The sequence below is a fragment of the Streptomyces sp. JNUCC 63 genome (assembly GCF_054366325.1).
This window is the reverse complement of the sequence record NZ_CM135963.1, coordinates 3,934,473-3,958,970: the sequence shown is the minus strand read 5'-3', so window position 1 is coordinate 3,958,970 and position 24,498 is coordinate 3,934,473. Positions and strand designations below refer to the sequence as shown.

Annotated in this window: 21 protein-coding genes and 1 pseudogene; 12 read left to right on the top strand and 10 right to left on the bottom strand. The window is 70.2% G+C overall.

Annotated features, from left to right (window positions below; translation table 11 throughout):
- Positions 1–60: 60 nt before the first annotated feature.
- Both ACX25U_RS18130 and ACX25U_RS18125 read right to left on the bottom strand, forming a co-directional pair.
- Positions 61–270: a DUF397 domain-containing protein gene (locus ACX25U_RS18130; protein WP_454393351.1), complete on the bottom strand. Its 210-nt coding sequence runs from the start codon at positions 268–270 to the stop codon at positions 61–63.
- Positions 267–1,142, bottom strand: a complete 876-nt coding sequence (locus tag ACX25U_RS18125; protein ID WP_454393349.1) for a helix-turn-helix domain-containing protein — start codon at positions 1,140–1,142, stop codon at positions 267–269. The genes ACX25U_RS18130 and ACX25U_RS18125 overlap by 4 nt, the downstream gene beginning before the upstream one ends.
- A 146-nt stretch (positions 1,143–1,288) precedes the next feature.
- Here ACX25U_RS18125 and ACX25U_RS18120 point away from each other — a divergent pair.
- The 4 genes and pseudogenes from ACX25U_RS18120 to ACX25U_RS18105 form a co-directional block, all read left to right on the top strand.
- Positions 1,289–1,735: pseudogene (locus ACX25U_RS18120) on the top strand (ATP-binding protein); the annotation flags it as partial.
- Between the two features lie 250 nt (positions 1,736–1,985).
- The gene (locus tag ACX25U_RS18115; protein WP_454393347.1) at positions 1,986–2,918 is read left to right on the top strand and encodes a helix-turn-helix domain-containing protein; all 933 of its coding nucleotides are present in this window, start codon (positions 1,986–1,988) and stop codon (positions 2,916–2,918) included.
- 190 nt (positions 2,919–3,108) lie between these two features.
- Positions 3,109–3,981 (top strand): hypothetical protein, encoded by an 873-nt coding sequence (locus ACX25U_RS18110; RefSeq protein WP_454393345.1) that lies wholly within the window; start codon positions 3,109–3,111, stop codon positions 3,979–3,981.
- A gap of 145 nt (positions 3,982–4,126) precedes the next feature.
- Positions 4,127–4,345, top strand: a complete 219-nt coding sequence (locus tag ACX25U_RS18105) for a hypothetical protein (RefSeq protein ID WP_454393344.1) — start codon at positions 4,127–4,129, stop codon at positions 4,343–4,345.
- A gap of 129 nt (positions 4,346–4,474) precedes the next feature.
- On the opposite strand, the gene aspS is transcribed toward ACX25U_RS18105, so the two are convergent.
- A complete protein-coding gene (gene aspS / locus ACX25U_RS18100) occupies positions 4,475–6,238 on the bottom strand; it encodes an aspartate--tRNA ligase (protein ID WP_454393342.1) in 1,764 nt (587 codons plus the stop codon).
- A 213-nt stretch (positions 6,239–6,451) separates the two neighbouring features.
- On the opposite strand from aspS, the gene ACX25U_RS18095 reads away from it, so the two are divergent.
- Positions 6,452–8,593 carry a SpoIIE family protein phosphatase gene (locus tag ACX25U_RS18095; protein ID WP_454393341.1) on the top strand — a complete coding sequence of 714 codons (2,142 nt, stop codon included), beginning with the start codon at positions 6,452–6,454 and terminating at the stop codon, positions 8,591–8,593.
- A 9-nt stretch (positions 8,594–8,602) separates the two neighbouring features.
- Here ACX25U_RS18095 and ACX25U_RS18090 read toward each other — a convergent pair whose 3' ends face one another.
- From ACX25U_RS18090 to ACX25U_RS18080, 3 genes are all read right to left on the bottom strand, one after another.
- Positions 8,603–9,637: an AI-2E family transporter gene (locus tag ACX25U_RS18090; RefSeq protein ID WP_454393339.1), complete on the bottom strand. Its 1,035-nt coding sequence runs from the start codon at positions 9,635–9,637 to the stop codon at positions 8,603–8,605.
- A gap of 728 nt (positions 9,638–10,365) precedes the next feature.
- Positions 10,366–11,343, bottom strand: coding sequence for a pirin family protein (locus ACX25U_RS18085; protein ID WP_454393337.1), 978 nt, complete (start codon positions 11,341–11,343; stop codon positions 10,366–10,368).
- Between the two features lie 131 nt (positions 11,344–11,474).
- Positions 11,475–11,957, bottom strand: coding sequence for an SseB family protein (locus tag ACX25U_RS18080; RefSeq protein WP_454393336.1), 483 nt, complete (start codon positions 11,955–11,957; stop codon positions 11,475–11,477).
- 159 nt (positions 11,958–12,116) lie between these two features.
- Between ACX25U_RS18080 and ACX25U_RS18075 the strand changes: the two genes are divergently transcribed.
- The 3 genes from ACX25U_RS18075 to ACX25U_RS18065 all read left to right on the top strand — a co-directional run bounded on the left by ACX25U_RS18075 (position 12,117) and on the right by ACX25U_RS18065 (position 15,711).
- Entirely contained in the window at positions 12,117–13,943 is a 1,827-nt protein-coding gene (locus ACX25U_RS18075) for an acyl-CoA dehydrogenase (RefSeq protein ID WP_454393334.1), read from the top strand.
- An 81-nt stretch (positions 13,944–14,024) separates the two neighbouring features.
- Entirely contained in the window at positions 14,025–15,329 is a 1,305-nt protein-coding gene (locus ACX25U_RS18070; protein WP_454393332.1) for a M18 family aminopeptidase, read from the top strand.
- A gap of 133 nt (positions 15,330–15,462) precedes the next feature.
- Positions 15,463–15,711 (top strand): DUF6458 family protein, encoded by a 249-nt coding sequence (locus ACX25U_RS18065; RefSeq protein WP_454393330.1) that lies wholly within the window; start codon positions 15,463–15,465, stop codon positions 15,709–15,711.
- A gap of 12 nt (positions 15,712–15,723) precedes the next feature.
- Here ACX25U_RS18065 and ACX25U_RS18060 read toward each other — a convergent pair whose 3' ends face one another.
- Complete coding sequence (locus ACX25U_RS18060) at positions 15,724–17,592, bottom strand: NHL domain-containing thioredoxin family protein (RefSeq protein WP_454393328.1); 1,869 nt, start codon at positions 17,590–17,592, stop codon at positions 15,724–15,726.
- A 94-nt stretch (positions 17,593–17,686) separates the two neighbouring features.
- Between ACX25U_RS18060 and ACX25U_RS18055 the strand changes: the two genes are divergently transcribed.
- A complete protein-coding gene (locus tag ACX25U_RS18055) occupies positions 17,687–18,181 on the top strand; it encodes an LURP-one-related/scramblase family protein (RefSeq protein WP_454393326.1) in 495 nt (164 codons plus the stop codon).
- A 20-nt stretch (positions 18,182–18,201) separates the two neighbouring features.
- On the opposite strand, the gene ACX25U_RS18050 is transcribed toward ACX25U_RS18055, so the two are convergent.
- Positions 18,202–18,996, bottom strand: a complete 795-nt coding sequence (locus ACX25U_RS18050; RefSeq protein ID WP_454393324.1) for a carbon-nitrogen family hydrolase — start codon at positions 18,994–18,996, stop codon at positions 18,202–18,204.
- Positions 18,997–19,177: 181 nt separating this feature from the next.
- Here ACX25U_RS18050 and ACX25U_RS18045 point away from each other — a divergent pair, with 181 nt between their 5' ends.
- Complete coding sequence (locus tag ACX25U_RS18045; RefSeq protein ID WP_454393322.1) at positions 19,178–20,002, top strand: maleylpyruvate isomerase family mycothiol-dependent enzyme; 825 nt, start codon at positions 19,178–19,180, stop codon at positions 20,000–20,002.
- Between the two features lie 152 nt (positions 20,003–20,154).
- Here ACX25U_RS18045 and ACX25U_RS18040 read toward each other — a convergent pair whose 3' ends face one another.
- The gene (locus ACX25U_RS18040) at positions 20,155–21,468 is read right to left on the bottom strand and encodes an MFS transporter (protein WP_454393321.1); all 1,314 of its coding nucleotides are present in this window, start codon (positions 21,466–21,468) and stop codon (positions 20,155–20,157) included.
- Positions 21,465–22,115 (bottom strand): GntR family transcriptional regulator, encoded by a 651-nt coding sequence (locus ACX25U_RS18035; protein WP_454393319.1) that lies wholly within the window; start codon positions 22,113–22,115, stop codon positions 21,465–21,467. The genes ACX25U_RS18040 and ACX25U_RS18035 overlap by 4 nt, the downstream gene beginning before the upstream one ends.
- Before the next feature lie 196 nt (positions 22,116–22,311).
- Here ACX25U_RS18035 and ACX25U_RS18030 point away from each other — a divergent pair, with 196 nt between their 5' ends.
- A complete protein-coding gene (locus ACX25U_RS18030; RefSeq protein WP_454393318.1) occupies positions 22,312–23,214 on the top strand; it encodes a D-alanyl-D-alanine carboxypeptidase family protein in 903 nt (300 codons plus the stop codon).
- Between the two features lie 212 nt (positions 23,215–23,426).
- Entirely contained in the window at positions 23,427–24,383 is a 957-nt protein-coding gene (locus tag ACX25U_RS18025) for a BRO-N domain-containing protein (RefSeq protein ID WP_454393316.1), read from the top strand.
- Positions 24,384–24,498 lie beyond the last annotated feature (115 nt).

The window sequence follows — 24,498 nt, the reverse complement described above, 5'->3', positions numbered from 1 at the left end:
AAGACACCACGGCACCCTGCTCCCGGTGACAACCAGGCGCAGAGCGAGTGCCGTTGAGGATCAGCTTTCCGAGGCGTACGTCACGAAGTGCGCCCAGGCGCCGGGCGCGAGGGCGAGCTGCGGGCCTTCGGTGTTCTTGGAGTCGCGGACGCGGATGGTGCGGGGCGCTATCGCGATCTCGACGCAGGAGTTGCCATCGGGGCCGTCGCTGTAACTGCTCTTGAACCAGACCAGCTCGGAAGCGTCCCCGGCAGAGGCCTTGCGGATCATGTTTCTCCCAGCACTCGCTCGATGAAGGCCAACGACTCCCGCGGCGTGAGAGCCTGCGCACGGATGGTCCCATACCGCAGCTCAAGGATCCGCAACTGCTTCGGATCCGAAGTCGGCCGGCCATTGAACGCACCGTCGGAACGACCCGCCGCCGTGCCGTCGGCGAACTTCAGCACCTCGATCCTGCCGTCCAGCCCAGGATGGGCCCCTGCACTCGTCGGCATCACCTGAAGCGTGACGTTACGCAACCGCCCTGCCCCCAGCATGTGTTCGAGTTGCTGACGCCACACCATTGTGCCTCCAACCCGCCGGCGTAGCGTCGCCTCTTCCAGGACGAAGCTGAGAGCCGGAGCAGGCGACCGCTCGAAGATAGACTTTCGGGCCATCCGAGCCGTGACCAAGCGCTCCACCTCCTCTTCCGAGTACGGCGGCTGCCAGGCCTCGAACAAGGCTCGCGCATGCTCCGGTGTCTGCAACAGGCCGTGGATGCTGAGCCCGACGTACACCCCGATCTCAACTGCTTTGGCCTCAAGATCAGCCAGCGCCCGCACGCTCTTCGGATACCGGACCTTCCTCACGTCCTCCCAGGTCGCCGAGATGAGCCCACCCGCGCCCAACACCTCGTCGGCCTTGTCCAGGTACTCCTCCCGGGGGATCCGCTTGCCGCCCTCGATCTTGTAGACCAGGTCCTCCCCGTACCCCATCGCCGCCCCGAACTCGGCGGCCCGCATCCCCACCGCCTCCCGCCGCAGCTTCAGCTGCCGCCCCACGGTGGCGATCACCGCGACTCCCCACTCGTCGTCCGGGTCCACCTCCCACCCCGGCTCGTCCGCCTCTCCCCCGAGCCGTACCGCCTCGCCGTCCACCGACATACCGCACCCCTCCGTAGTCCCGCGCCGTACCGCGACGCCCTGCCCCTACGAACGGTGCCGACGGCCCGGACAGCACCGGACAAGCAGCCGACAGTCGGCGTACGCAACCATTCAGTCACTCCTCACGGTAGGCGTATTCGGCCACTCTGAGTGACGTGAATCAGGAAATCGCCGACCTCACGGCCGAACAGGGCATCCAGTTCCCCGACTTCAGCGTGCTGCTGTCGTCCACACGGCGCGGTGCCCGTCTCGCACGTCTACTCGCCGAGGCGCAGCTGCGCCGCTGGGGGCTGCCCACGGAACCCGCGAACCACCTCGTGGCCGAACTGGCGACCAACGCCATCACGCACGGCCGCGTCCCCGGGCGGGACTTCCGGCTGATGCTCTACGTGATCGGCGACACGCTCCGTGTCGAAGTCACCGACACACGCGGTGACCGTCTCCCCGCACCCCAACAGCCCACCCCGGACGCCGAGTCGGGCCGTGGCCTGCTCCTCGTGGCCGCGCTCGCCGACCGCTGGAGCGTGAGCGAGGACCGGTTCCCGCGCAAGCGGGTGTGGGCCGAACTGCGCTGCTCACCGCCGGAACCCACTCCCACGGGCTCCGGTGCCGCAGGCGGTCCCCACTCCAAGAACCCGAGGGAGAAAGAACCCCACCAAGCCCCACCCCTCCCGCCCGTCGATCAAACTCACTCGGGCGGGTGAACATCACCGGCTCGGCTGGATTTCCGGCCCCCCAACACCCCTACGCTCAGCACACACAACCCCGCACACGCATCGGCCCCCGGCCGGGAGTAGCAATCCCGATCGAGGGCCTGACCACCGAGGAAGTGAGCCCTTCCCGATGGGTACCCAGAACCCTAGCGTGCCCCCGCACGCCCAGTCAGCCGTTGCCGCGAACGAAGCGCACGAACCCCACTCCCGGGCGAATCCACGCACCTCTGCCCGCCCGCGCGCCTACGGCGTCACCCACGACAACACCCGCCACACCACCCGCTTCACGGTGATCGGCAACCACCTCGCCCAGCACCCGGACCTGTCGCTCCTCGCGATCGGGCCGGCCTGCCACATCCAGTCGTTGCCCGCCGGCGCCCCCGTCGACATCAAGACCCTCGCCGACCGCTTCTCCGAGGGCCGCACCCGGATCGCCGCCGCCCTGCGCGAACTGGAGACCCACGGCTACCTCCGCCGCACCCGCGAACGCACCGAGAGCGGCCGCATCGTCACCCGCACCGTCTCCTGCAACCAGCCGGGCCGACACCGCGACCGCGACCGCGACGCGTCCGAAGCGGCACCGCCGAGGCCCCCGGCCCGCCGCGCGGCCACCGCCCCGCAGCAGAAACCCCCGCGCCGCGCAGCCCTCCCCGCCGTACCGAAGCCCGCGTACAGCTCCCCCGCCCTGCTCCAGGCAGCCACCGACGTCCTCGCCGGCCTGCGCCGCACGGACCCCCGCCTGCTCCTCTCCGCCACCGACGCCGAGCACCTCGCGCCCGGAGTCGCCGCCTGGCTGGAACGGGACCTCACCCCCACCGCCGTACGCCACGCCCTGACCAGCGACCTGCCGACGGAGCCCCTGCGCCGCCCGGCCGCCCTCCTGGCCCATCGCCTCACCGCCCAGCTCCCGCCCCTGCCGCCGTTCCGCGCCCCCGAGCCACCCCCGCCCGTCAGGCACCCACTCCGCAACTGCGACACCTGCGACCGCGGCTACCGAGGCCCCGACCCACGCAACTGCCGGGACTGCCTCGAACTCCGGCAACCGACGCCCACGGCCACCTGACGAGCCGGCCAGGATCCGGCGCCCGCTGGAGATCGACTCGCCGCCGCCTTCACCCCTCCAGGTGAACATCACCAACTGCGCTCCTGCCGGGGCAAGTCGCACTCATACGCTCCCCGCAGAGCACGCATTGGCATGTGCCAGAGGCAATGCCCTTTCCGTCCCGTACCACCTCACCCTCACAGGAATCCGTATGGTCAGCTCGCCCCACGAGGCGATGCACCGCATCTTCCAGGAATATCCGGGCCTCTTCTCCGGGGTGTCCGAGGTACTCGGCATCGACTTCCCCCCGCCCACCTCGGTCACCGTCCTGCCCAACGACCTCACCGAGACCAGCCCTGTCGAACGCCGCGTGGACACCCTCCTGCGGCTGAAGGCGGAGGACGACGAGGCGCTGCTCCTCTCGGTCGAGGCCCAGGGCAGGAAGGACCCGGACAAGCCCGCCAGTTGGGCGTACTACGCCTCGTACCTGCTCACGAAGTACCGGCTGCAGCCGATGCTGCTGGTCGTCTGCCAGGACCGCGCCACCGCGGAATGGGCCGCGCGTGAGGTCACCTTCGGTCCTCGCCAGTGGCCCCTGCTGACCCTGCGGCCGCTGGTCGCGGGACCGCACAACATGCCGGTGATCATCGACCCGACCGAAGTCCGCAAGGATCTCGCCCTCGCCACGCTGTCCGTGATCACCCACGCCACGCATCCGGACGCCGGGGCCATACTCAAATCAATGACGACCGTTCTGCGGGACACACCGCAGAGCATCGCTGACCCGATCATCGAATTCATCGCACAAGGCCTGGGCAAGCACCCAGCCGCACAACTGTGGAGGAAACTGGTGGCCGTGGATCTCTCCTTTTACAAGTCACCCCTCTCCGAGGAGCTCCGAGCCGAGGGCGAGGCGCGACGCGCCGCCGAGGACGTCCTGGACGTCCTCGAAGTGCGCGGCATCGACGTCCCCGAAGCGGTCCGGGAACGCATCACCAGCTGTGGCGATCCCGAGATCCTGCGCCACTGGCACCGGCGTGCCGTCACAGCTCCGACGGCCGAAGACGTCTTTACGGACGAGTAGCCCCAGACCTTGGCAGAGAAGCCGACCCGGTACGCGGACCTCTGGAGGTAGGACGGTGAACGGCGAGAGCTGGCGGGAGCGCAGGCGCGCGCTTCTGAGGGACGACCCTGCGGCTGCCGAGAGGGCCGCACGTCTTCTCACCGAGATGGGCACAGAGGAACGGGACGACGCGGAGATCGAAGCCGAGCACAGGGCGGTCTTCCTCGCCGCGACACGCGAATACGTCGGACAAGGACATGAGCTGTTCGCCCATCCCGAGCAGACTCCTGATGCCTTGCGCGCCGCCCTCGCCGTCGTCGCCCCGGACCGCCTGGACGAGATGCAGGCCACGAAGGACGACGCCTTCGCCAAAGCCGTCGAGTAGCAGTCGCCGAGCTCCGTGCGGAGCTGGGGCCGGCGGCGGGTCGCATGGGAAAAGGGCTCGGAACCGGTTCGGTTCCGAGCCCTTCGAAGTCCGTACCCGCCGTGGCGGGCAACAGACCGTGTCCGGGGACTACTTCGGCTGCGGCTTGCGCACCGTCAGGTGCAGCTCCTTCAGCCGCGCCTCGTCCAGCTCCGTGGGCGCGCCCATCATCAGGTCCTGGGCGTTGCCGTTGAGCGGGAAGGCGATGGTCTCGCGGATGTTGGGCTCGTCGGCCAGCAGCATGACGATGCGGTCGACGCCCGGGGCGATGCCGCCGTGCGGCGGGGCGCCGAAGCGGAAGGCGCGGAGCATGCCCGCGAACTTCTCCTCCACCGTCTCGCGGTCGTAGCCCGCGATCTCGAAGGCCTTGAGCATGATCTCGGGCTCGTGGTTCCGGATGGCGCCGGAGGACAGTTCGACGCCGTTGCAGACGATGTCGTACTGCCAGCCCAGGATGTCCAGCGGGTCCTGGGTCTGGAGGGCCTCCAGGCCGCCCTGCGGCATCGAGAACGGGTTGTGGGAGAAGTCGATCCCGCCGGTCTCCTCGTCCTTCTCGTACATCGGGAAGTCGACGATCCAGCAGAAGCGGAACACGTCCTCCTCGAAGTGACCCGCCCGGCGCGCCGCCTCGACCCGCACCGCGCCCATGATCTTCGAGACCTCGTCGAACTCGCCCGCGCCGAAGAACACCGCGTGGCCGGGGGCCAGGGACAGGCGCTTGGTCAGCTCGGCGACGTTCTCCTCGGTGAGGAACTTCGCGATCGGACCCGACAGCGAGCCGTCCTCGCCGACCCGCACCCACGCCAGGCCCTTCGCGCCCAGCGAGACCGCGAAGTCACCCAGCTGGTCGAAGAACTTGCGCGGCCGGTCCTGGACCGCCGGCACCGGCAGCGCGCGCACGTGCTTGCCCGCGAACGCCTTGAACTGAGAGCCCTCGAAGACGTCGGTGATGTCGACGAGCTCCAGCTGGGCGCGCAGGTCCGGCTTGTCGGAGCCGTACTTCAGCATCGCCTCGCGGAACGGGATCCGCGGGAAGGGGGACGTCACGTGACGACCGCCGCCGAACTCCTCGAACAGCTCCGTCATCAGCCGCTCGATCGGCCGGAAGACGTCCTCCTGCTCGACGAAGCTCATCTCGACGTCGAGCTGGTAGAACTCGCCCGGCGAGCGGTCCGCGCGCGCGTCCTCGTCGCGGAAGCAGGGCGCGATCTGGAAGTAGCGGTCGAAGCCGGAGATCATCAGCAGCTGCTTGAACTGCTGCGGCGCCTGCGGCAGGGCGTAGAACTTGCCCGGGTGCACCCGGGAGGGGACCACGTAGTCACGGGCACCCTCGGGGGAGGTGGCGGACAGGATCGGCGTCGCCATCTCGTTGAAGCCCATCGCCGCCATCTTGTGACGGATCGCCGAGATCACCGCCGTACGCAGCATGATGTTGCGGTGCATGCGCTCGCGGCGCAGGTCCAGGAAGCGGTACTCCAGGCGCCGCTCCTCGTTGACCCCGTCCTCGGTGTTGATCGTGAAGGGGAGCGGGGCCGCCGCGCCGAGCACCTCGACCTCGCCGACCTCGACCTCGACCTCACCGGTCGGCAGATCCGGGTTCACGTTCTCCGTGCCGCGGGAGACGACCTTGCCGTCGACGCGGACCACCGTCTCCTTGGACAGCTTGTCCAGCGCCTCGTACGCGGGCGTGCCGGGGCGGGCGACGAGCTGCGTGATGCCGTAGTGGTCGCGCAGATCGATGAAGAGGATGCCGCCCAGGTCGCGCCGATTGTGCAGCCAGCCGCTGAGCCGGACGTCGGTGCCGACGTCAGAGGCGCGGAGCTCGCCGCAGGTGTGGGACCTGTACCGGTGCATCGTCGTTCATCGTCCTTCGGTTCGGGTGGTGCCGGGATGGCTGTCCTCGGCGCGATCGGGCACGCGATCGGTTACGGCCCGGACCTACCAAGCGTACCGGCCACCCCGTCCTCGGTTCCCCACCATTGAGGGCGGCACAGCGGAGCCGTACGAGATCGCACACCCGTACACCATCGGTGGCAGTGTTCGATCACCTCTTCTTAGAGTGGGGCAATGCGCACTGGTGATCCCCTGCCCGCCGTGGGGGACGTACTCGCCGCCCTGGCGACCGGCATGTGGCACTGGGACACCGCCACGGGGAGGGTGTCGGTCGACGCCGAGGCGGCTCGTCTGCTCGGGCTGCCCGCCGAGCAGGCCATCCTCACGGAGGCCCAGGTACGGGCCCGCCTTCACCCGGTCGACTGGAACGAGATCACGGGCGTCGTGCAGCTCGCCGTCGCCGAGGACACCCTCGCCGAGGTACGCATCCGGATCATGGACGAGCGGAACCGGATCATCCGGGTGGTGCGCAGCCGCTCCAAGCCGGCCTTCGACGTCCGGAAGAAGGCGTACGAGCTGATCGGCACCCTGCAGGAGGTCGCCGAGCCGACGCCGGGCTCCCCGGCCGGGCGAAGAGCGGTCACCGGCGACTGGCGGCGTTCCCGCGAGGCGTTCCTGCTGGACGCCGGCCGGGCTTTGGCCGAGGCCCGCTCCACGGCGGAGGTGCTGCGGGTCGCGGCGGGTCTGGCGATGCCCGGGTTCTCGCCGGACGGGCTGGCCGTCTTCGGCGTGGAGGGCGACCGGCTGACGGTCGTCGGCCACCACGGGCAGCGGCCCGGCGACGAGGGCCCCTTCCTGCACATGACACTGGAGACGGACTACCCGGCCGCCGAGGTGGTGCGCACCGGACGGGCGGTCTACCTGTCCTCCCCGGAGCAGTACAGGTCCCGCTACCCGCTCACCTGGCCGCTCGCCCAGCGCTTCAACCGCCGCTCCTGGGCCTTCCTCCCGCTGACCGTCTCGGGCCGCACGATGGGTGCCTGGATGGCGGCCTTCGCCTATCCGGTGGCCTTCACGCCCGACGAGCGCTCGGTGCTGACCACGGTGGCCCGGATGCTCGCCCAGGCCCTGTCCCGCGCCGGGACCGCCGAGACCGAGCGGGAGCTGAGCGAGAACCTGCAACGCTCGATGATGCCCACGCTGGGCCCCGAGGTCCCCGGCATGGACGTGGCCGCCCGCTACGTCCCCACCGGCGGCGGCCTCCAGGTCGGCGGCGACTGGTACGACATGATCCCGCTGCCCGGGGGCACCTCGCGGTCCGGTACGAAGTCCGGGTCGGGGCGTTTCGCCCTGGTCATGGGGGACGTCCAGGGCCACGACGTACGCGCCGCGGGCCTGATGGGCCAGCTGCGCATCGCACTGCGCGCCTACGCCTGCGAGGGGCACCCCCCGGACGCGGTGCTCTCCCGTGCCTCCCGCTTCCTGCACGGCATGACCGGCGACGGCGGCGACGACGGCGCCGACCTGCGCTTCGCGACCTGCCTGTACACCGTGGTCGACCCCCACAGCGGCGTGGTGGAGATCGCTCGCGCGGGCCACCCGGACCCGGTGATCCGCATGGCGGACGGCACGGTGCTGCTGCGGCCGACGGCGGGCGGGCTGCCGCTGGGCATCGACCCGGACACCGACTACCCGACCACCCGGTTCACCCTGGAGCCGGGCGAGACGATGATGATCTGCACGGACGGCCTGATCGAGACCGGCGGCCACGATCTGGACACCGGCTGGCAGCGGATCCGTACGATCCTGGAGCGGCACGGGGGCGGCACCGAGGAGCTCGCCGACGCACTCGTCCAGGCCGTGCACGGGCCCTCCTCGCACCACACCACGGGGCCGCTGGCCGATCGGCGCGAGGACGACATCGCCTTACTGCTGCTGAGCCGGCACAGCGAGGGCGGCGCCGTCCTCCTCCCGGAGGTGCGGCGCACCCTGATGACGGTCGCCCAGGCCGAACCCGAGCGGGTGGCGGTCGCCCGGCAGCAGTTGCGCGAGGTGCTGCACGACTGGGTGGCCGAGGACCAGGTGGACTCGGCGGTGCTGCTGCTGTCGGAGATGCTCGCCAACGTCCTCGTGCACACCGACGCCGACGCGCTGCTGCTGGCCGAGGTCGGCGGGGAGAAGGGCGAGCGGCGGCTGCGGGTGGAGGTCACCGACACCGGCGACGACCTGCCGCACAAGCGCCGGCCCGGGGAGCTGGCCTCCTCCGGACGCGGCCTGGTGCTGATCGAGCTGCTCGCGGACGCGTGGGGTGTCGTGCCGCGGGGGCGGGGCAAGAGCATCTGGTTCGAGCTGTACGAGTGTCCGGTGGGCGCATGAGGCCCGCCCCTACGACGGAGCCGCGTACCGTTCCCGCAGCTCGTGGGCGACCCCGAACGCCGCCGACGTGAGCGGCACCGCGAGCAGCATCCCGATGATCCCGGCGACCGACGCGCCCGCGGTGATCGCCAGCAGCACCACGGCCGGGTGCAGATGCACGGTCCGGCTCTGGATCACCGGCTGCAGCACATGCCCCTCCAGCACCTGTACGGCGAGCACCACGCCGAGCGTCCACAGCGCGATGACGAACCCGCGGTCGGCGAGGGCGACGAGCACGGCGACGGCACCGGAGAGGAAGGCGCCCAGGTAGGGGATGTAGGCGCCGACGAAGACCAGCGCGCCGAGTCCCACGGCGCCCGGCACCCGGAGTACGAGCAGGCCGATGGTGATGCTGACGGCGTCGATGAACGCGATGAGCGTGGTGCCGCGCATGAAGCCCTCCACGCCCTCGAAGGCCCGCCGGGCCATGGCTTCCGCGAGGTCGGCACTTCCGCTCGGGACAAGCGTGCGCAGGGCGTCGGCGGCCTTGCCCGAGTCGCGCAGGAAGAAGAACACGAGCAGCAGGGCGAGCAGGGCCATGGCGAGCCACTCGCCGACCACGCTGACCCCGCTGATGACGTTGGAGGCGGCCGTCCCGCCGAACTTCTCCAGCAGCTGCTTGCCGTGGGAGGCCAGGTCGCTCAGCGAGGTCCCGGCCCCGCCGAAGTGCGTGGCGAGCGACTGCCCGGCCCGCTTGAGGGAGGCGACGATCTGGTCCCCGCTGTCGATCAGCGCGGCCACGACGATGTAGACGGCCCCGCCGACGACCACCACGACGGCCATGCAGGTGATCCCCGCGGCGAGCGAACGGTTGACATGCGCGTCCACGAGCCGCCGGAAGAACGACCGCAGCAGAGCGGTCCCCAGCAGGGCGAGCAGCACGGGCGTGACGGCGGTCCGGAAGGTCACGCACAGCCGGACCCCGATCCACACCACCCCGGACAGCAGTAGTACGACGACGCACCAGGAGGCGAGACGCCGCACGGGCTCGGGCAGCAGCAGCACGGCACCAGCTGACTACAAGTCACCCGCGAACGCCCCGCGACCCGCCCAAGGCGCCCTGGCCGACCTCCTGGGGGCTGCCGCCCCGGACACCCGTTCCCCGCTTCGGCGCTTCGGCCTGAACGGCCTCGTCCTCGAACGCCGGCCGGACCGATTCGATGTGAACGCGATCCCGAGTGCCCGCACGGGACCACTCGACGAAAAGGGACGGCCCCGGGCGACACCGGCCGCGCAGCACACCACCCACTTCCCCCGAACCGCCGAGAGCCCGCCCGGGCGCAGGCCCCGGCGCGCCGGTCGTCGGCCCTGCGGGGCATTCTCCGACGTGCCGTGCACGGCCGGGACGGCCTGACCCCGGTCGCGGCCCGGCGAGAAGCGCGGTCCCAGAACCACCGGCCGCCGGGCGTCCGGCCGCCGCCCTCTCGGACCCGCGGTGCGACACATCACCCACTTGCCCCGACCAGCGGGGCCCCGGACCGCCGGAGCCCGCCACAGCGGCTCCGGCCCACGGCCGTCAGGCCCGCGGGCCACGCCTTCGTCATGCCGTGCATGGCCGGGACGAAGCGCGGCCCCAGAACCACCGGCCGCCGGACCGGCGCCGCCCCGCGTCCGCGGCGTGGCTCGCACGGACCCCGGGCCGGTGGGGCCCGCCCCGTACGAGCCCGCCCCCGCGGGGAGTCCGCCCCCGCACAGTGGGCGAGCCGCCGCGGCGGACCCGGGGACCTCGGTCGTCAGTCCTGCGGGCCCTTCTCCGTCATGCCGTGGACGGCCGGGACGGTCCCCAGGCGGCCCTTCTGGAAGTCCTCGAAAGCCTGCTGCAGCTCCTCGCGGGTGTTCATGACGAACGGGCCGTAGTGGGCCATCGGCTCCCGGATCGGCTGCCCGCCCAGGAGGGCGACCTCCAGGTCCGGGGTGTGCGAGTCCTGCTTCTCGTCCGCACGGACGGTCAGGGAGCCGCCCGCGCCGAAGACGGCGGTCTGGCCGAGGTGGATGGGGCGACGCTCCGCGCCCACCGAACCGCGGCCCGCCAGGACGTACGCCAGGCCGTTGAAGTCCTCCCGCCAGGGCAGGGTGACCTCCGCGCCCGGCGCGAGCGTCGCGTGGATCATCGTGATCGGCGTGTGCGTGATGCCGGGGCCCTGGTGGCCGTCCAGCTCACCGGCGATCACCCGGAGCAGCGCGCCGCCGTCCGGGGAGGTCAGGAGCTGCACCTGACCACCACGGATGTCCTGGTACCGCGGAGCCATCATCTTGTCCTTCGCCGGCAGGTTCACCCACAGCTGCAGGCCGTGGAAGAGACCGCCGGACATCACCAGGGACTCCGGCGGCGCCTCGATGTGCAGCAGGCCGCTGCCCGCCGTCATCCACTGGGTGTCGCCGTTGGTGATGGTGCCGCCGCCGCCGTTGGAGTCCTGGTGGTCGAAGATGCCGTCGATGATGTACGTGACGGTCTCGAAGCCACGGTGGGGGTGCCAGGGGGTGCCCTTGGGCTCACCCGGCGCGTACTCCACCTCGCCCATCTGGTCCATCATGATGAACGGGTCGAGATGGCGGTAGTTGATCCCCGCGAACGCCCGGCGCACCGGGAAGCCCTCGCCCTCGAAGCCGCTCGGCGCGGTCGTGACGGCGAGCACGGGACGTGCCACGGCATCGGCCGGCGCGGCCACACGGGGCAACGCCAGCGGGTTCTCGACGGTCACTGCAGGCATGTCGGTTCCTCCTTGTACGCTCAGTTTAGTTGAGCGTTGAACTTTCTACCAGCCCCAACAGAAGGAGCCCGGGGGACATTCCCTCCGGGCTCCGAACGCCGAGCACGCCGACCGACGGACTCCGTCGCGGCTCAGCCGTACATCCGGCGCATCGCGAACTCCACCATCTGCTCGACCGCCTTGGCGTCGAACACGATCCGGTGCTCGCCCTCCATGTCCAGCACGAAGCCGTAGCCGGTGGGCAGCAGGTCGATCACCTCGGCACCGGTGATCACGAAGTACTTGGACTCCTTGCCGGCGTACCGCCGCAGCTCCTTGAGCGAGGTGAACATCGGGATCACCGGCTGCTGGGTGTTGTGCAGCGCGAGAAACCCGGGGTTGTCCCCGCGCGGGCAGTACACCTTGGAGGTCGCGAAGACCTGCTGGAAGTCCTCCGCGGTGAGCTGCCCCGTGGTGAAGGCACGCACCGCGTCCGCGAGCGAGGGCGGCGACGGCTCGGGGTAGAGCGGCGCCTGCTGACCGTACCCGCCGACACCGCCGGGCATCTGCTGCTGCGGGGGGACGTATCCCTGCTGTGCCGCCCCACCGTCCATCGGCTGGCCGTATCCGTACATGCCCCAAAGCGTACTGACCCGACGAGGGCTGAGTCACAGTGACCCGGACCGGGGTTGCTTCTTATTACCGACGGGTAGCATCATCGGAGCTACTAGTTGGTACGTGAACCAGTTGCGAGGAGTCAGTGCCTCGCCGAGTCATCGACGGGAGCCGTGGCCATGGGGCACTACAAGCCGAATCTCCGCGACATCGAGTTCAACCTGTTCGAAGTCCTCGGACGCGACGAGCTGTACGGCACCGGCCCGTTCGAGGAGATGGACACCGAGACCGCCAAGAGCATCCTCGAGGAGCTGACCCGCCTCTCCGAGAACGAGCTGGCCGAGTCCTTCACGGACGCCGACCGCAACCCGCCGGTGTTCGACCCCGAGACCAACACCGCGCCGATACCGGAGAGCTTCAAGAAGAGCTACAAGGCCTTCATGGACTCCGAGTACTGGCGGCTCGGCCTGCCCGAGGAGATCGGCGGCACCACCGCTCCGCCGTCCCTCATCTGGGCCTACGCGGAGCTGATCCTCGGCGCCAACCCGGCCGTGTGGATGTACTCCTCCGGCCCGGCGTTCGCCCGCATCCTCTTCGAGGAGGGCACCGAGGAGCAGAAGAGGCTCGCGAAGATCGCGGTCGAGAAGACCTGGGGCTCCACCATGGTGCTCACCGAGCCCGACGCGGGCTCCGACGTGGGCGCCGGCCGCACCAAGGCCGTCCAGCAGGAGGACGGATCCTGGCACATCGAGGGCGTGAAGCGCTTCATCACCTCCGGTGAGCACGACATGGAGGAGAACATCCTCCACTACGTCCTCGCCCGCCCCGAGGGCGCGGGCCCCGGCACCAAGGGCCTGTCCCTCTTCCTCGTCCCCAAGTACCTGTTCGACTGGGAGACCGGCGAGCTGGGCGAGCGCAACGGCGTCTACGCCACCAACGTCGAGCACAAGATGGGCCTGAAGGCCTCCAACACCTGCGAGATGACCTTCGGCGACCGCCACCCCGCCAAGGGCTGGCTGATCGGCGACAAGCACGACGGCATCCGCCAGATGTTCCGCATCATCGAGTTCGCCCGCATGATGGTCGGCACGAAGGCGATCTCCACGCTGTCGACCGGCTACCTCAACGCGCTGGAGTACGCCAAGGAGCGCGTCCAGGGTCCGGACCTGGCGAACTTCATGGACAAGGCCGCACCCAAGGTCACCATCACCCACCACCCCGACGTGCGCCGCTCGCTGATGACGCAGAAGGCGTACGCCGAGGGCATGCGCGCCCTCGTCCTCCACACCGCCTCCGTCCAGGACGCGATCGCGGTGAAGGAGGCGAACGGCGAGGACGCCTCCACCGAGCACGCGCTCAACGACCTGCTCCTGCCCATCGTGAAGGGCTACGGCTCCGAGAAGGGCTACGAGCAGCTCGCCCAGTCGCTGCAGACCTTCGGCGGCTCCGGCTTCCTGCAGGAGTACCCGATCGAGCAGTACATCCGCGACGCCAAGATCGACACCCTGTACGAGGGCACCACGGCGATCCAGGGCCAGGACTTCTTCTTCCGGAAGATCGTCCGCAACCAGGGCGCCGCGCTGAACTCGCTCGCCGAGGACATCAAGAAGTTCCTGGCGCTCGGCACCGGCGGCGAGGAACTGGCCGGCGCCCGCGAGCACCTCGCCAAGGCGGCCGTCGAGCTGGAGGCGATCGTCGGCCTGATGCTGACCGACCTCGCGGCCACCGAGCAGGACGTCAAGAACATCTACAAGGTGGGGTTCAACACCACCCGCCTGCTGCTCGCCTCCGGTGACGTGGTCGTCGGCTACCTGCTGCTCAAGGGCGCGGCCATCGCCGCCGAGAAGCTTCCGACGGCGTCGAGCAAGGACAGGGCGTTCTACCAGGGCAAGATCGCGGCGGCGAAGTTCTTCGCGGCCAACGTCCTGCCGGGCGTCACCCTGACCCGCAAGGTCTCCCAGAACGTGGACCTGGACCTGATGGAACTCGACGAGGCCGCCTTCTAGGCTCCCGGCAGCCGTGGTGCTCACGAGGGTCCGCTCCCGTCACCGGGAGCGGACCCTCTTCGCGTCGTTAAGGTGAACACCATGAGTACAAGCCAGCGCTTCGACCGCGGCCACACCGACGACCTGATGTCCTTCCTGGCGGCGAACCCGTCGCCGTACCACGCCGCGGCGAACGCGGCCGAGCGGCTGGAGAAGGCCGGTTTCCGCCGGGTCGCCGAGACGGACGCCTGGGACGGTACGAGCGGCGGAAAGTACGTGCTGCGCGGCGGGGCGATCGTGGCCTGGTACGTCCCCGAGGGCGCCGCGCCGCACACCCCGTTCCGCATCGTCGGCGCACACACCGACTCCCCGAACCTGCGGGTCAAACCGCTGCCCGACACCGGGGCGCACGGCTGGCGCCAGGTCGCCGTGGAGATCTACGGCGGCCCGCTGATGAACTCCTGGCTCGACCGCGACCTGGGCCTGGCGGGCCGGCTCACGCTCCGGGACGGTTCGAGTCACCTGGTGAACGTCGACCGGCCGCTGCTCCGCGTCCCCCAGCTGGCGATCCACCTGGACCGCTCGGTCTCCACGGACGGCCTCAAGCTCGACAAGCAGCGCCATCTGCAGCCGGTGTGGGGCCTCGGCGACGACGTCCGCGACGGCGACCTGATCGCCTTCCTGGAGCAGGAGGCCGGGCTCCCGGCGGGTGAGGTGGCCGGCTGGGACCTGATGACGCACTCCGTGGAACCGCCCGCCTACCTGGGCCGGGACCGCGAGCTGATGGCGGGCCCCCGCATGGACAACCTGCTGTCGGTGCACGCCGGTACGGCGGCGCTGGCGGCCGTGGCGACCGGCCCGGGGGCGGCGGACCTGCCGTACATCCCGGTGCTGGCCGCCTTCGACCACGAGGAGAACGGCTCCCAGTCGGACACCGGCGCGGACGGCCCGCTGCTCGGCTCGGTGCTGGAGCGTTCGGTGTTCGCGCGCTCGGGGTCGTACGAGGACCGGGCACGTGCCTTCGCCGGCACGGTCTGCCTGTCCTCCGACACGGGTCACGCCGTCCACCCCAACTACGCCGAGCGGCACGACCCGACCCACCACCCGCACGCCGGCGGCGGCCCCATCCTCAAGGTCAACGTCAACAACCGCTACGCCACGGACGGTTCGGGCCGCGCGGTCTGGGCGGCCGCCTGCGAGAAGGCCGAAGTCCCCTTCCAGTCCTTCGTCTCCAACAACTCCATGCCCTGCGGCACGACCATCGGCCCCATCACCGCGGCCCGGCACGGCATCCGCACCGTCGACATCGGCGTGGCGATCCTCTCCATGCACAGCGCCCGCGAACTGTGCGCCGCGGACGACCCGTTCCTCCTGGCGAACGCCCTGGTGGCCTTCCTGGAGGGCTGAGGAGGCCGACCGCCCGGCCCGTGAGGGGCCGCCTCCGCATGGTCACCCCGCTCGCGGGTACCCGGAGTTGACCGGAAGGGACCGGAACAGGCCGGAACCACCGGACCCGACACCGGACAAGGAGGCGACACTCATGGGCCTCGGCGGGTGCATCATCCTCATCGCCGTGGGAGCCATCCTCACGTTCGCGACCGACTGGCACATGCAGGGCGTCAACCTGCACATCGTCGGCGTCATCCTGATGATCGTCGGCCTCATCGGCGTGACCACCTTCAGCAGCATCTACCGGCGCCGCCGCGTCATGGTGCCCCCCACGGCGGTCGTCGAGGAGGACCGCCACCACCACACGCGCGACGGCTACAGCGACGGGTACGGCGTCTGAGCGCGTGCCCGGTCAGGCGTCCATGCCGGCCAGGACCAGCGGCAGCCGTTCCGCGCCGCCCTCGGTCAGCCGGACCGGGACGCCCCAGTCCTGCTGGTGGACATGGCAGGCGGGGTACTCGTTCGCCGGGTCGTCGTCACAGGAGGCGGCCATCGCGGAGACGTGCAGGACGCCCTCCGGGACGGCGGGGTCGAGGTCCAGGGTGCGGGACAGGTCCGTTCCCGCGCCCTCTCCGCCGAGCAGCAGCTCGGGCGGGGTCGAGGAGACCAGGAGCCGGGTGGACGGGCCGTACCGGGTGTCCAGCTTCTGGCCCGCCGGGGCCTGGAAGACGACGTCCAGCCGCAGCCGTCCGGGGGCGATCTCGGTGGCGGCGCGCCGGGTGCGGTGGGCGACGGCGTCGACCCGTACCGCCTCTTCCGGCAGACGCAGCCGGGTCAGCCGGTGCCGGGCCGACTCCACGACCACGATGTCCTCGCCGACGAGCACCGCGTCGCTGGGCTCGCGCAGGTCGGTGGCGAGCGTCGTGACCTCGCCGGTCGCGGGGTCGTAGCGGCGCAGGGCGTGGTTGTAGGTGTCGCTGACGGCGACCGAGCCGTCCGGGAGGGCCGTCACTCCCAACGGGTGCTGCAGCAGGGCCTGTTCGGCGGCGCCGTCCCGGTGTCCGAAGTCGAACAGGCCGGTGCCGACGGCCGTGTGGACGTGGCCGTCCAGGTCCACCCAGCGCAGTGCGGACGTCTCGGAGTCGGCGACCCACAGCCGCTCGGGCGTGGCCGCGAGCCCGGAGGGCTGCGCGAACCAGGCTTCCCCGCCGGGCCCGTCGACGAGCCCCTCGTTGGTGGTCCCGGCGGTGACGGAGACGGTGCCTCCCCCAGAGCTGAACGCCTGGGCGGTACCCCCGGCCGGGTCGTACGCCCACAGCTGGTGCACGCCGGCCATGGCGATCCACACCTTGCCGTTCCACCAGGCGACGTCCCAGGGCGAGGAGAGCTTCACCTCACGGGCGGGACCGGACGTGGCCTCGCCCTGCATCCACTGGTGTCCGGTGCCGGCCAGCGTGGTCACCTCGCCGGAGGCGAGGTCGAGGCGCCGTAGCGCGTGATTGACCGTGTCGGCGACGACGACCGATCCGTCGTCGAGGAGCGCGAGCCCCTGCGGCTCACTGAAGGCCGCGCTCTCCGCGCTCCCGTCGGCGAACCCGCGCGCCCCGGCCCCGATCCGCCGCACCACGGTCTCCCCGTCCTCCGCCAGCTCCACCAGCTGGTGCCGGGTGGTGTCGCTGACCAGGAAGTTCCCGGACGGCAGCAGGAGGGCCTTGCCCGGGAAGCGCAGGGTGGTCGGCTCCGGCTCCGGCGGCACGTACGGCCCTCCCCCATTGCTTGAAGAGCATGGGAGGTACCCCCATCCGCGCCGCAGCGTCCCCTTCGCCTCGTGCTCGGCCTCCAGCTCCTCCACCAGCCGCTCGATCGCGTGCGCGTGTCCCTCGCCGGCGTGCTGCCCGACGACGTACCCCTCCGGGTCGATCACGACGAGCGTCGGCCAGGCCCGCACCGCGTACTGCTTCCAGGTCGCGAGCTCGGGATCGTCGAGCACCGGATGCTCCACCCCGTACCGCTCCACGGCGTCCACGACCGCCTGATGCTCCGCCTCGTGCACGAACTTCGGCGAGTGCACCCCGACGATCACCACCGTGTCCCGGTGCTTCTCCTCCAGCTCCCTGAGCTCGTCCAGGACGTGCAGGCAGTTCACACAACAAAATGTCCAAAAATCAACGATTACGATGCGTCCCCGGAGCTCCGCAAGGCTGAGCTCCCTGTCACCGGTGTTGATCCAGCCGCCCTTGCCGATGAGCTCGGGGGCACGGACACGCGCGCGTTTTGCCATGGCACAAGCCAACCACAGGGCTGCACGGCCCGTGACTCGGCCCATCGGCCCATCGGCCGCTTTCCGGGACCGCCTCCGGGGAAGCGGTCAGGGCATGAGATTTCTTGTGCGGGACCGGATCCTCGGCATCGGTGAGGACTACTGGATCGAGGACGAGCACGGCAACAAGGTCTTCCTGGTCGACGGGAAGGCGATGCGGCTGCGGGACACCTTCGAGCTGAAGGACGCCCAGGGCCGGGTCCTGATCGACATCCATCAGAAGATGCTCGCCCTGCGGGACACGATGGTGATCGAGCGGGGCGGCGAGGCCCTGGCGAAGGTCCGGCGCAAGCGGCTGTCGCTGCTGCGCAACCACTACCGGGTGTCCCTGGTGGACGGCACCGAGCTCGACGTCAGCGGCAAGATCCTCGACCGGGAGTTCGCCGTCGAGTACGACGGGGAGCTGCTGGCGGTGATCTCCCGGCGGTGGCTGAGCGTCGTGGAGACGTACGGCGTGGACATCGTGCGGGACGACGCCGACCCGGCACTGCTGATCGCCGTGGCGGTGTGCGTGATCCACATGGCGGAGAAGGAGCAGGACGAGCGGTAGACGCCCGGCGCGGCAGGTGCTCAGCGGCGTGGCGGCTCCAGGCCCAGGACCCGGTCCTTCAGGGCCGGGAACTGTTCGCGGGTGGTCGCGACCTTCGACGGGTCGAAGTCGACCGTCAGGACCTCCTCGTCGTGGCCCGCCTCGGCCAGGACCTCGCCCCAGGGATCCACCACGATCGAGTGACCCGCCTGCGGAACCCCGGCGTGCGTCCCGGCCGTTCCACAGGCGAGCACGAACGCCTGGTCCTCCACCGCCCGTGCCCGGGCCAGCAGCGTCCAGTGCGCGCGCCGGCGCTCGGGCCAGCCCGCCGGAACCACCAGGGTCTGGGCCCCGGCGTCGACGAGCCCGCGGAAGAGTTCGGGGAAACGGAGGTCGTAGCAGGTCGCCAGGCCGAGGATCGTGTCCGGCAGACGGACCGTCACCAGGTCCCGGCCCGCGCCCATCAGTACGGCCTCGCCCTTGTCGAAGCCGAAGCGGTGGATCTTGCGGTAGGCGGCGGCCAGGTCGCCGGAGGGGGTGAAGACGAGGGAGGTGTTGTAGAGGGGACCCTCAGGATCCCGTTCGGGAATCGAACCCGCGTGCAGCCATACACCCGCGTCGCTCGCCGCCTTCGCCATGGCCTCGTACGTGGGACCCTCCAGCGGCTCGGCCTCGCGCCCGAACTCCTCGAAGGCGAAGGCGCCGGTGGTCCACAGCTCCGGCAGTACGACCAGGTCGGCACCGGCCTGCTCGCGGACCAGCGCGGCTGCCCGCCACCGCCGCGATTCGACCGATTCACCCTCGTTCACGGCAATCTGGATCAGCGAGGCGCGCACACTACCACCGTCCTGGCATTCGAGTTTCCCCGGCGGCCTACGATCGTCACACGAAAGCACTGCCGGGGTGCCTCAGAGCAGCGTAACTTAGCACCTCAAGACGCCCGCCGACCGTAGCCACCTCCCACTGGCAATGCCGCCACAACCCGCCCATGTACCAACCGCCGAGGGGTCCCGTTCCGTGAGTCTGCATCCCACCCTCCAGCCCTACGCCGATGCCTGGGTCCACTCCGTCGAGGCGATATCCGAGCTGGTGCAGCCCCTTGTGGAGGGCGAGTGGAACCGGCGGACCCCGTGCCCCGGCTGGTCGGTCCGCGACGTGGTCTCCCACGTCATCGGCCTGGACTGCGAGGCACTCGGGGACCCACGCCCCATCCACACGCTCCCGCGCGACCTGTTCCACGTCACCAACGAGCACCAGCGCTACATGGAGATGCAGGTCGACGTCCGCCGCCACCACACGGCGCCGGAGATGACCTCCGAGCTGGAGTACACGATCATCCGCCGCAACCGCCAGCTGCGGAACGAGTCCCGCGACCCCGGCACCAAGGTGCGCGGCCCGCTCGGCGCGGAGATCACCCTCGAGGAGGCCATGCGCTACCGCGCCTTCGACATCTGGGTGCACGAGCAGGACCTGCGCGCGGCCCTCGGCCACCCCGGCAACCTCGACTCCCCCGGCGCCCACGTCACCCGGGACTACCTGCTGGCCGCTCTCCCGGACGTGGTCGCGACCAAGACGGACGCCCCGCGCAGCTCGGCGGTCGTCTTCGACGTCCACGGCCCGGTGGAGTTCCTGCGCACCATCCGCGTCGACATCCAGGGCCGCGGCACCCTGGAAACGGCCCCCGCCCTCGGCCCGGCCGCGACCCTCACCCTCGACTGGGAAACCTACGTCCGCCTGGCCTGCGGCCGCGTGACCCCGGAGGCGGTGGCGGACCGGGTGAAGACGGAGGGCGACCAGGACCTGGCAACAGCGATCCTGAGAAACTTCGTGGTGACGCAGTAAGGGGACTTTGCGACGCCGGTCGGAATTATCCAGCCCGTCTGAGGTCCCCCCTGCTCGTAGAGCTTGGGGGAGTTCGAGGACGAGGCCGTCAGGCCGGCAGCGGGGGCCTGGGGGCGGCAGCCCCCAGCGCGCCCGCACCGACGCCGGGTGCCCTACACGGGAACGTGCACCGTCTCCACCCGGCTGGCAACCAGTCGCTCCCGCTCCCGCCGAGCCGCCCGCCTCCGCAGCCGCAGAACCTGACTCACCCCCAGCATCTGAAGAACGAACACCACGGAGAACGCGACCCCGTAGTCGCCCCCCGTCCCGTCCAACAGCACACCGATCGCGAGCAACGTCGTCATGGAGGCGACAAAACCTCCCATATTGGTGATGCCGGAGGCAGTCCCCTGCCGCTCCGGCGGATTCGCCGGCCGCGCGAAGTCGAACCCGATCATCGAGGCAGGCCCGCACGCCCCGAGCACCACGCACAGCACCACCAGCAGCCACATCGGCACCCGCCCGCCGGGATACGCCAGCGTCACCGCCCACATGGCCGCGGTCGCCGCCGCCGTGCCGAGCGCGAGGGGCAGCCGCGCCGCGTGGTGCCGGGCGACGATCTGCCCGTACACCAGGCCGAGGGCCATGTTGGACAGCACGACGAGCGTGAGCAGCTCCCCGGCGGCCGCCCGCGACAGCCCCTGGGCCTCGACCAGGAACGGCAGTCCCCACAGCAGCAGGAACACCATCGCCGGGAACTGCGTGGTGAAGTGCACCCACATCCCCAGCCGCGTCCCCGGCTCCCGCCAGGACGCGGCGATCTGCCGGCGTACGTACGCCGTGCCCTGGTGCGGCAGCGGCTCCGGCTCGTGGCCCTCGGGGTGGTCCTTGAGGAAGAGGAGCAGCACCAGCACCACCACTCCGGCCAGCGCGCTGCCCGCGAAGGCGGTCGTCCAGCCCACCCCGTGCAGCAGCCGGGCCAGCACCAGCGTGGACACCAGGTTGCCGGCCATCCCGGCCAGTGCGGCGAACTGGGCGATCAGCGGCCCGCGCCGGGCGGGGAACCACCGGCTGCCCAGCCGCAGCACGCTGATGAACGTCATGGCGTCGCCGCAGCCCAGCAGCGCGCGAGCGGCGAGCGCGGTGCCGTACGACGGCGAGAGAGCGAAGCCGAGCTGGCCGACCGTGAAGAGTACGGCGCCGATGGCCAGCACCTTCTTGGTGCCGAGCCGGTCGACGAGCAGGCCCACGGGTATCTGCATGCCCGCGTAGACGAGGAGCTGCAGGATCGAGAACGTCGACAGCGCCGAGGCGCTCACGTGGAAGCGGTCGGCGGCGTCGAGGCCGGCGACGCCCAGGGACGTACGGAAGATGACGGCGACGAAGTAGACGGCGACGCCGATGCTCCAGACGGCGAGGGCACGCAGGCCGCCGGGCGGATCACCGGGCAGGGAGGCGGAAGCGGCGGAACCCGACGGAGAGCTCACCGGACCTCACCCCGCGCCAGGTGGGAGAACCAGCTGACGTGCCGGTGCACGATGCCGACGGCCGCCTCGGCGTCCCCGGAGCGCAGCGCGTTCAGGATCTCCTCATGCTCGGTGAGCGTCTTGGCGAGCCGGTCGGGGTGGGAGTGCATGACGGCGACGCCCATGCGCAGCTGCCGGTCGCGCAGCTGGTCGTACAGCCGCGACAGGATCTCGTTTCCGCCGCTGCGGACGATCTCGGCGTGGAAGCAGCGGTCGGTGACCGCGGCCTCGGCGAACTCACCGGCGGCAGCCTGCTTCTTCTGCTTCTCGAGCAGTTCCTCGAGGCGCTCGATGAGCCCGGGCGGTGCGGGTACGGCCTTCCTGGCCGCATGTTCCTCGACCAGCTGCCGGGTCTCGACGACGTCGGCGATCTCCTGCGCGGAGACCGGCAGGACGAGGGCTCCCTTCTTCGGGTAGAGCTTGATGAGCCCCTCGGCCTCCAGCCGCAGCAGCGCCTCGCGCACGGGCGTGCGCGAGACCCCGACGGCCTCGGCGAGCTCACCCTCGGTCAGCAGTGTCCCGCCCTCGTAGCGACGGTCCAGGACGGCTTGTTTGACGTGGGTGTAGACGCGGTCGGCGGCGGGGGGTTGCTTCACGGCCAGACTCATGCCCACAGCATAGATACAAGACGTACGCATGGCCCGCCCCGTTCGGCATGCGGACCGGACGACCCGTGAGGAAACCCGCCCCGGCAACCGCACAACCATCCGCGCCGGTTACGAGTCAGACAGACGCGGCCCCCACTTTGTGGGCACTCAACTCTGCCGCACCGCAGGGTCATTCGACATAATCGGGGTACCTCACTTGAAAACCGGCATCCAGGGCATCCGTATCCGCAGAGCCGCCGCCGTCGCCGTGACCGCAGGCGCCGTGCTCGCCACCGGGGCCCTCACCGCGGCACCCGCGCAGGCCGTCACCACGCCGTCGATCGTGGCCAAGGGCGGCTACGCGATGGACAACGCGACCGGCAAGTCGCTGTACACGAAGGCGGCGGACACCAGGCTTTCCACGGGTTCCACCACGAAGATCATGACCGCCAAGGTCGTGCTGGCGCAGCCGAACCTGAACCTCGAAGCCAAGGTCACCATCCAGAAGGCGTACAGCGACTACGTCGTCAAGAACAACGCCTCCCAGGCCCATCTGATCGTCGGCGACAAGGTGACCGTCCGTCAGCTGCTGTACGGCCTGATGCTGCCCTCGGGCTGCGACGCCGCGTACGCGCTGGCCGACAAGTTCGGCTCGGGATCGACGCGGGACGCGCGGGTGAAGTCGTTCATCGGCAAGATGAACAGCACCGCCAAGAGCCTCGGTATGAAGAACACGCGCTTCGACTCGTTCGACGGCATCGGCAAGGGCAACAACTACTCGACGCCGCGCGACCTGACGATCCTCACGCGCAGCGCGCTGAAGAGCTCCACGTTCCGCACGGTCGTGAAGACGAAGTCGTACACGGCCAAGACCGTCACCAAGACGGGCAGCACCCGCACGATGGCGACGTGGACGAACACGAACACGCTGCTCAGCAGCTACAAGGGCGCCATCGGCGTGAAGACCGGCTCCGGCCCGCAGGCCAAGTACTGCCTGGTCTTCGCCGCCACCCGCAACGGCAAGACGGTCATCGGCACCGTCCTCGCCTCCTCGTCCGTCGCACAGCGCGGCACGGACGCCACGAAGCTCCTGAACTACGGCTTCGCCAAGCTGGGCTGACGCCGGCCACCATGTGAGGGGGCCTGCCACTGTGGATCAGCGGCAGGCCCCTTCCTCATGGCCGGGTACGGAACCCGTCGCGAGATCAGATACACACTCGGGCCGGCCGATGCGACCGCATCCGTGACTTTCCCTCGCAATCGTGAAGATCTCCGCATCTGCTGGCATATTCGATTTCCTCCGCTCTACGTTCCGCGGCGGAGGTGGTTCGCATGAACGAACCGAGCAAGAGGCCCAACTCCGCCGAACGGCACGGGGCGATCGACATCAGCGACTTCGTCTACGCCGCGACCGGGGACCGGGTCCGGAGGCTGACCATGCCGGACGGAAGCCACTGGTTTCCGGCGGTGGACGTCTGCAAGCGGTTGGGGTACACCACACCCCGAAAGGCACTTATCGATCATGTCCCGGAGGAGCATCGAGACAATCTCGAGACAGTGACTGGAAGTCACTGTCTCAGCGTTCCCGCAGGTAGGAGCTGGCGTCGAGACTTGCAACTCATCGATCTCCAGGGTCTGATCCTCCTCGTCAACGCCTGCACGAAGCCGGCCTGTGCTCCCTTCAAGCAGTGGGTCGCCGAGGTGATCGAGACGGTGCAGCGGGAGGGTTCCTACACCTTGGAAAAGGCCGAGGTGCAGCCTGCCGAGCCCGGTGCTCCCATCGCGTACGCCATGCCGGAGCAGGTGGCGGAGACCATCGTCCGGCTCGAGGCGCACAACCTGCAGATGGACCAGGAGCTTGCGGTCGCACAGCGCGAATCCCTCACGTTGCAAAGGGAGATGCTTGCCACGCAGCGCGCCACGCTCGCTGCACAGGAGGCCATCGCCCAGGCCATGGGGCGCATCGCGGACCGGCTCGAGGCCCTGGCTCCCGGCCGCTCCGCGTCCAGCGGCACCCTCGCCGTGCACCCCACCACAGAGACCGTGCTGGCCGACTGGCGGCAGCGGTTGTCCGTGACGGAGGACGTGTGGACGGTGGCCGTGGTGATCGCTCCTGTTCTCGTCGAGAAGGGTGAGCTCCGCGAACCGCTCGAATCGATCGCGGCCCGAACGGGGCTGCCGGTGCGCCGCGTCGACGAATGCCTGCGCCTTCTGCGCAAGCACGCCTGCATCCGGTCACAGGGTGGGGCGGAGGACGGGGCGCCCGTGTATGTGCTCAACCAGGGCTGATCAGAACCTCAAGCATTCCTGACCAGGACTCCGAGAGCAAGAACAGCGGAGGGAGCGGCCGCATTCCGAAGTTGCGGCCGTTCCCTCCAGGCCTCTGAGGCTACCGAATCCGGAC

Coding starts and splice junctions, on each gene's coding strand:
- ACX25U_RS18085 (WP_454393337.1), bottom strand. CDS start 11,343: ATGCCTGCAGTGACCGTCGAGAACCCGCTGGCGTTGCCCCGTGTGGCC.
- ACX25U_RS18080 (WP_454393336.1), bottom strand. CDS start 11,957: ATGTACGGATACGGCCAGCCGATGGACGGTGGGGCGGCACAGCAGGGA.
- ACX25U_RS18060 (WP_454393328.1), bottom strand. CDS start 17,592: ATGGCAAAACGCGCGCGTGTCCGTGCCCCCGAGCTCATCGGCAAGGGC.
- aspS (WP_454393342.1), bottom strand. CDS start 6,238: ATGCACCGGTACAGGTCCCACACCTGCGGCGAGCTCCGCGCCTCTGAC.
- ACX25U_RS18105 (WP_454393344.1), top strand. CDS start 4,127: ATGGGCACAGAGGAACGGGACGACGCGGAGATCGAAGCCGAGCACAGG.
- ACX25U_RS18110 (WP_454393345.1), top strand. CDS start 3,109: ATGGTCAGCTCGCCCCACGAGGCGATGCACCGCATCTTCCAGGAATAT.
- ACX25U_RS18130 (WP_454393351.1), bottom strand. CDS start 270: ATGATCCGCAAGGCCTCTGCCGGGGACGCTTCCGAGCTGGTCTGGTTC.
- ACX25U_RS18075 (WP_454393334.1), top strand. CDS start 12,117: ATGGGGCACTACAAGCCGAATCTCCGCGACATCGAGTTCAACCTGTTC.
- ACX25U_RS18095 (WP_454393341.1), top strand. CDS start 6,452: ATGCGCACTGGTGATCCCCTGCCCGCCGTGGGGGACGTACTCGCCGCC.
- ACX25U_RS18035 (WP_454393319.1), bottom strand. CDS start 22,115: ATGAGTCTGGCCGTGAAGCAACCCCCCGCCGCCGACCGCGTCTACACC.
- ACX25U_RS18065 (WP_454393330.1), top strand. CDS start 15,463: ATGGGCCTCGGCGGGTGCATCATCCTCATCGCCGTGGGAGCCATCCTC.
- ACX25U_RS18115 (WP_454393347.1), top strand. CDS start 1,986: ATGGGTACCCAGAACCCTAGCGTGCCCCCGCACGCCCAGTCAGCCGTT.
- ACX25U_RS18025 (WP_454393316.1), top strand. CDS start 23,427: ATGAACGAACCGAGCAAGAGGCCCAACTCCGCCGAACGGCACGGGGCG.
- ACX25U_RS18055 (WP_454393326.1), top strand. CDS start 17,687: ATGAGATTTCTTGTGCGGGACCGGATCCTCGGCATCGGTGAGGACTAC.
- ACX25U_RS18125 (WP_454393349.1), bottom strand. CDS start 1,142: ATGTCGGTGGACGGCGAGGCGGTACGGCTCGGGGGAGAGGCGGACGAG.
- ACX25U_RS18070 (WP_454393332.1), top strand. CDS start 14,025: ATGAGTACAAGCCAGCGCTTCGACCGCGGCCACACCGACGACCTGATG.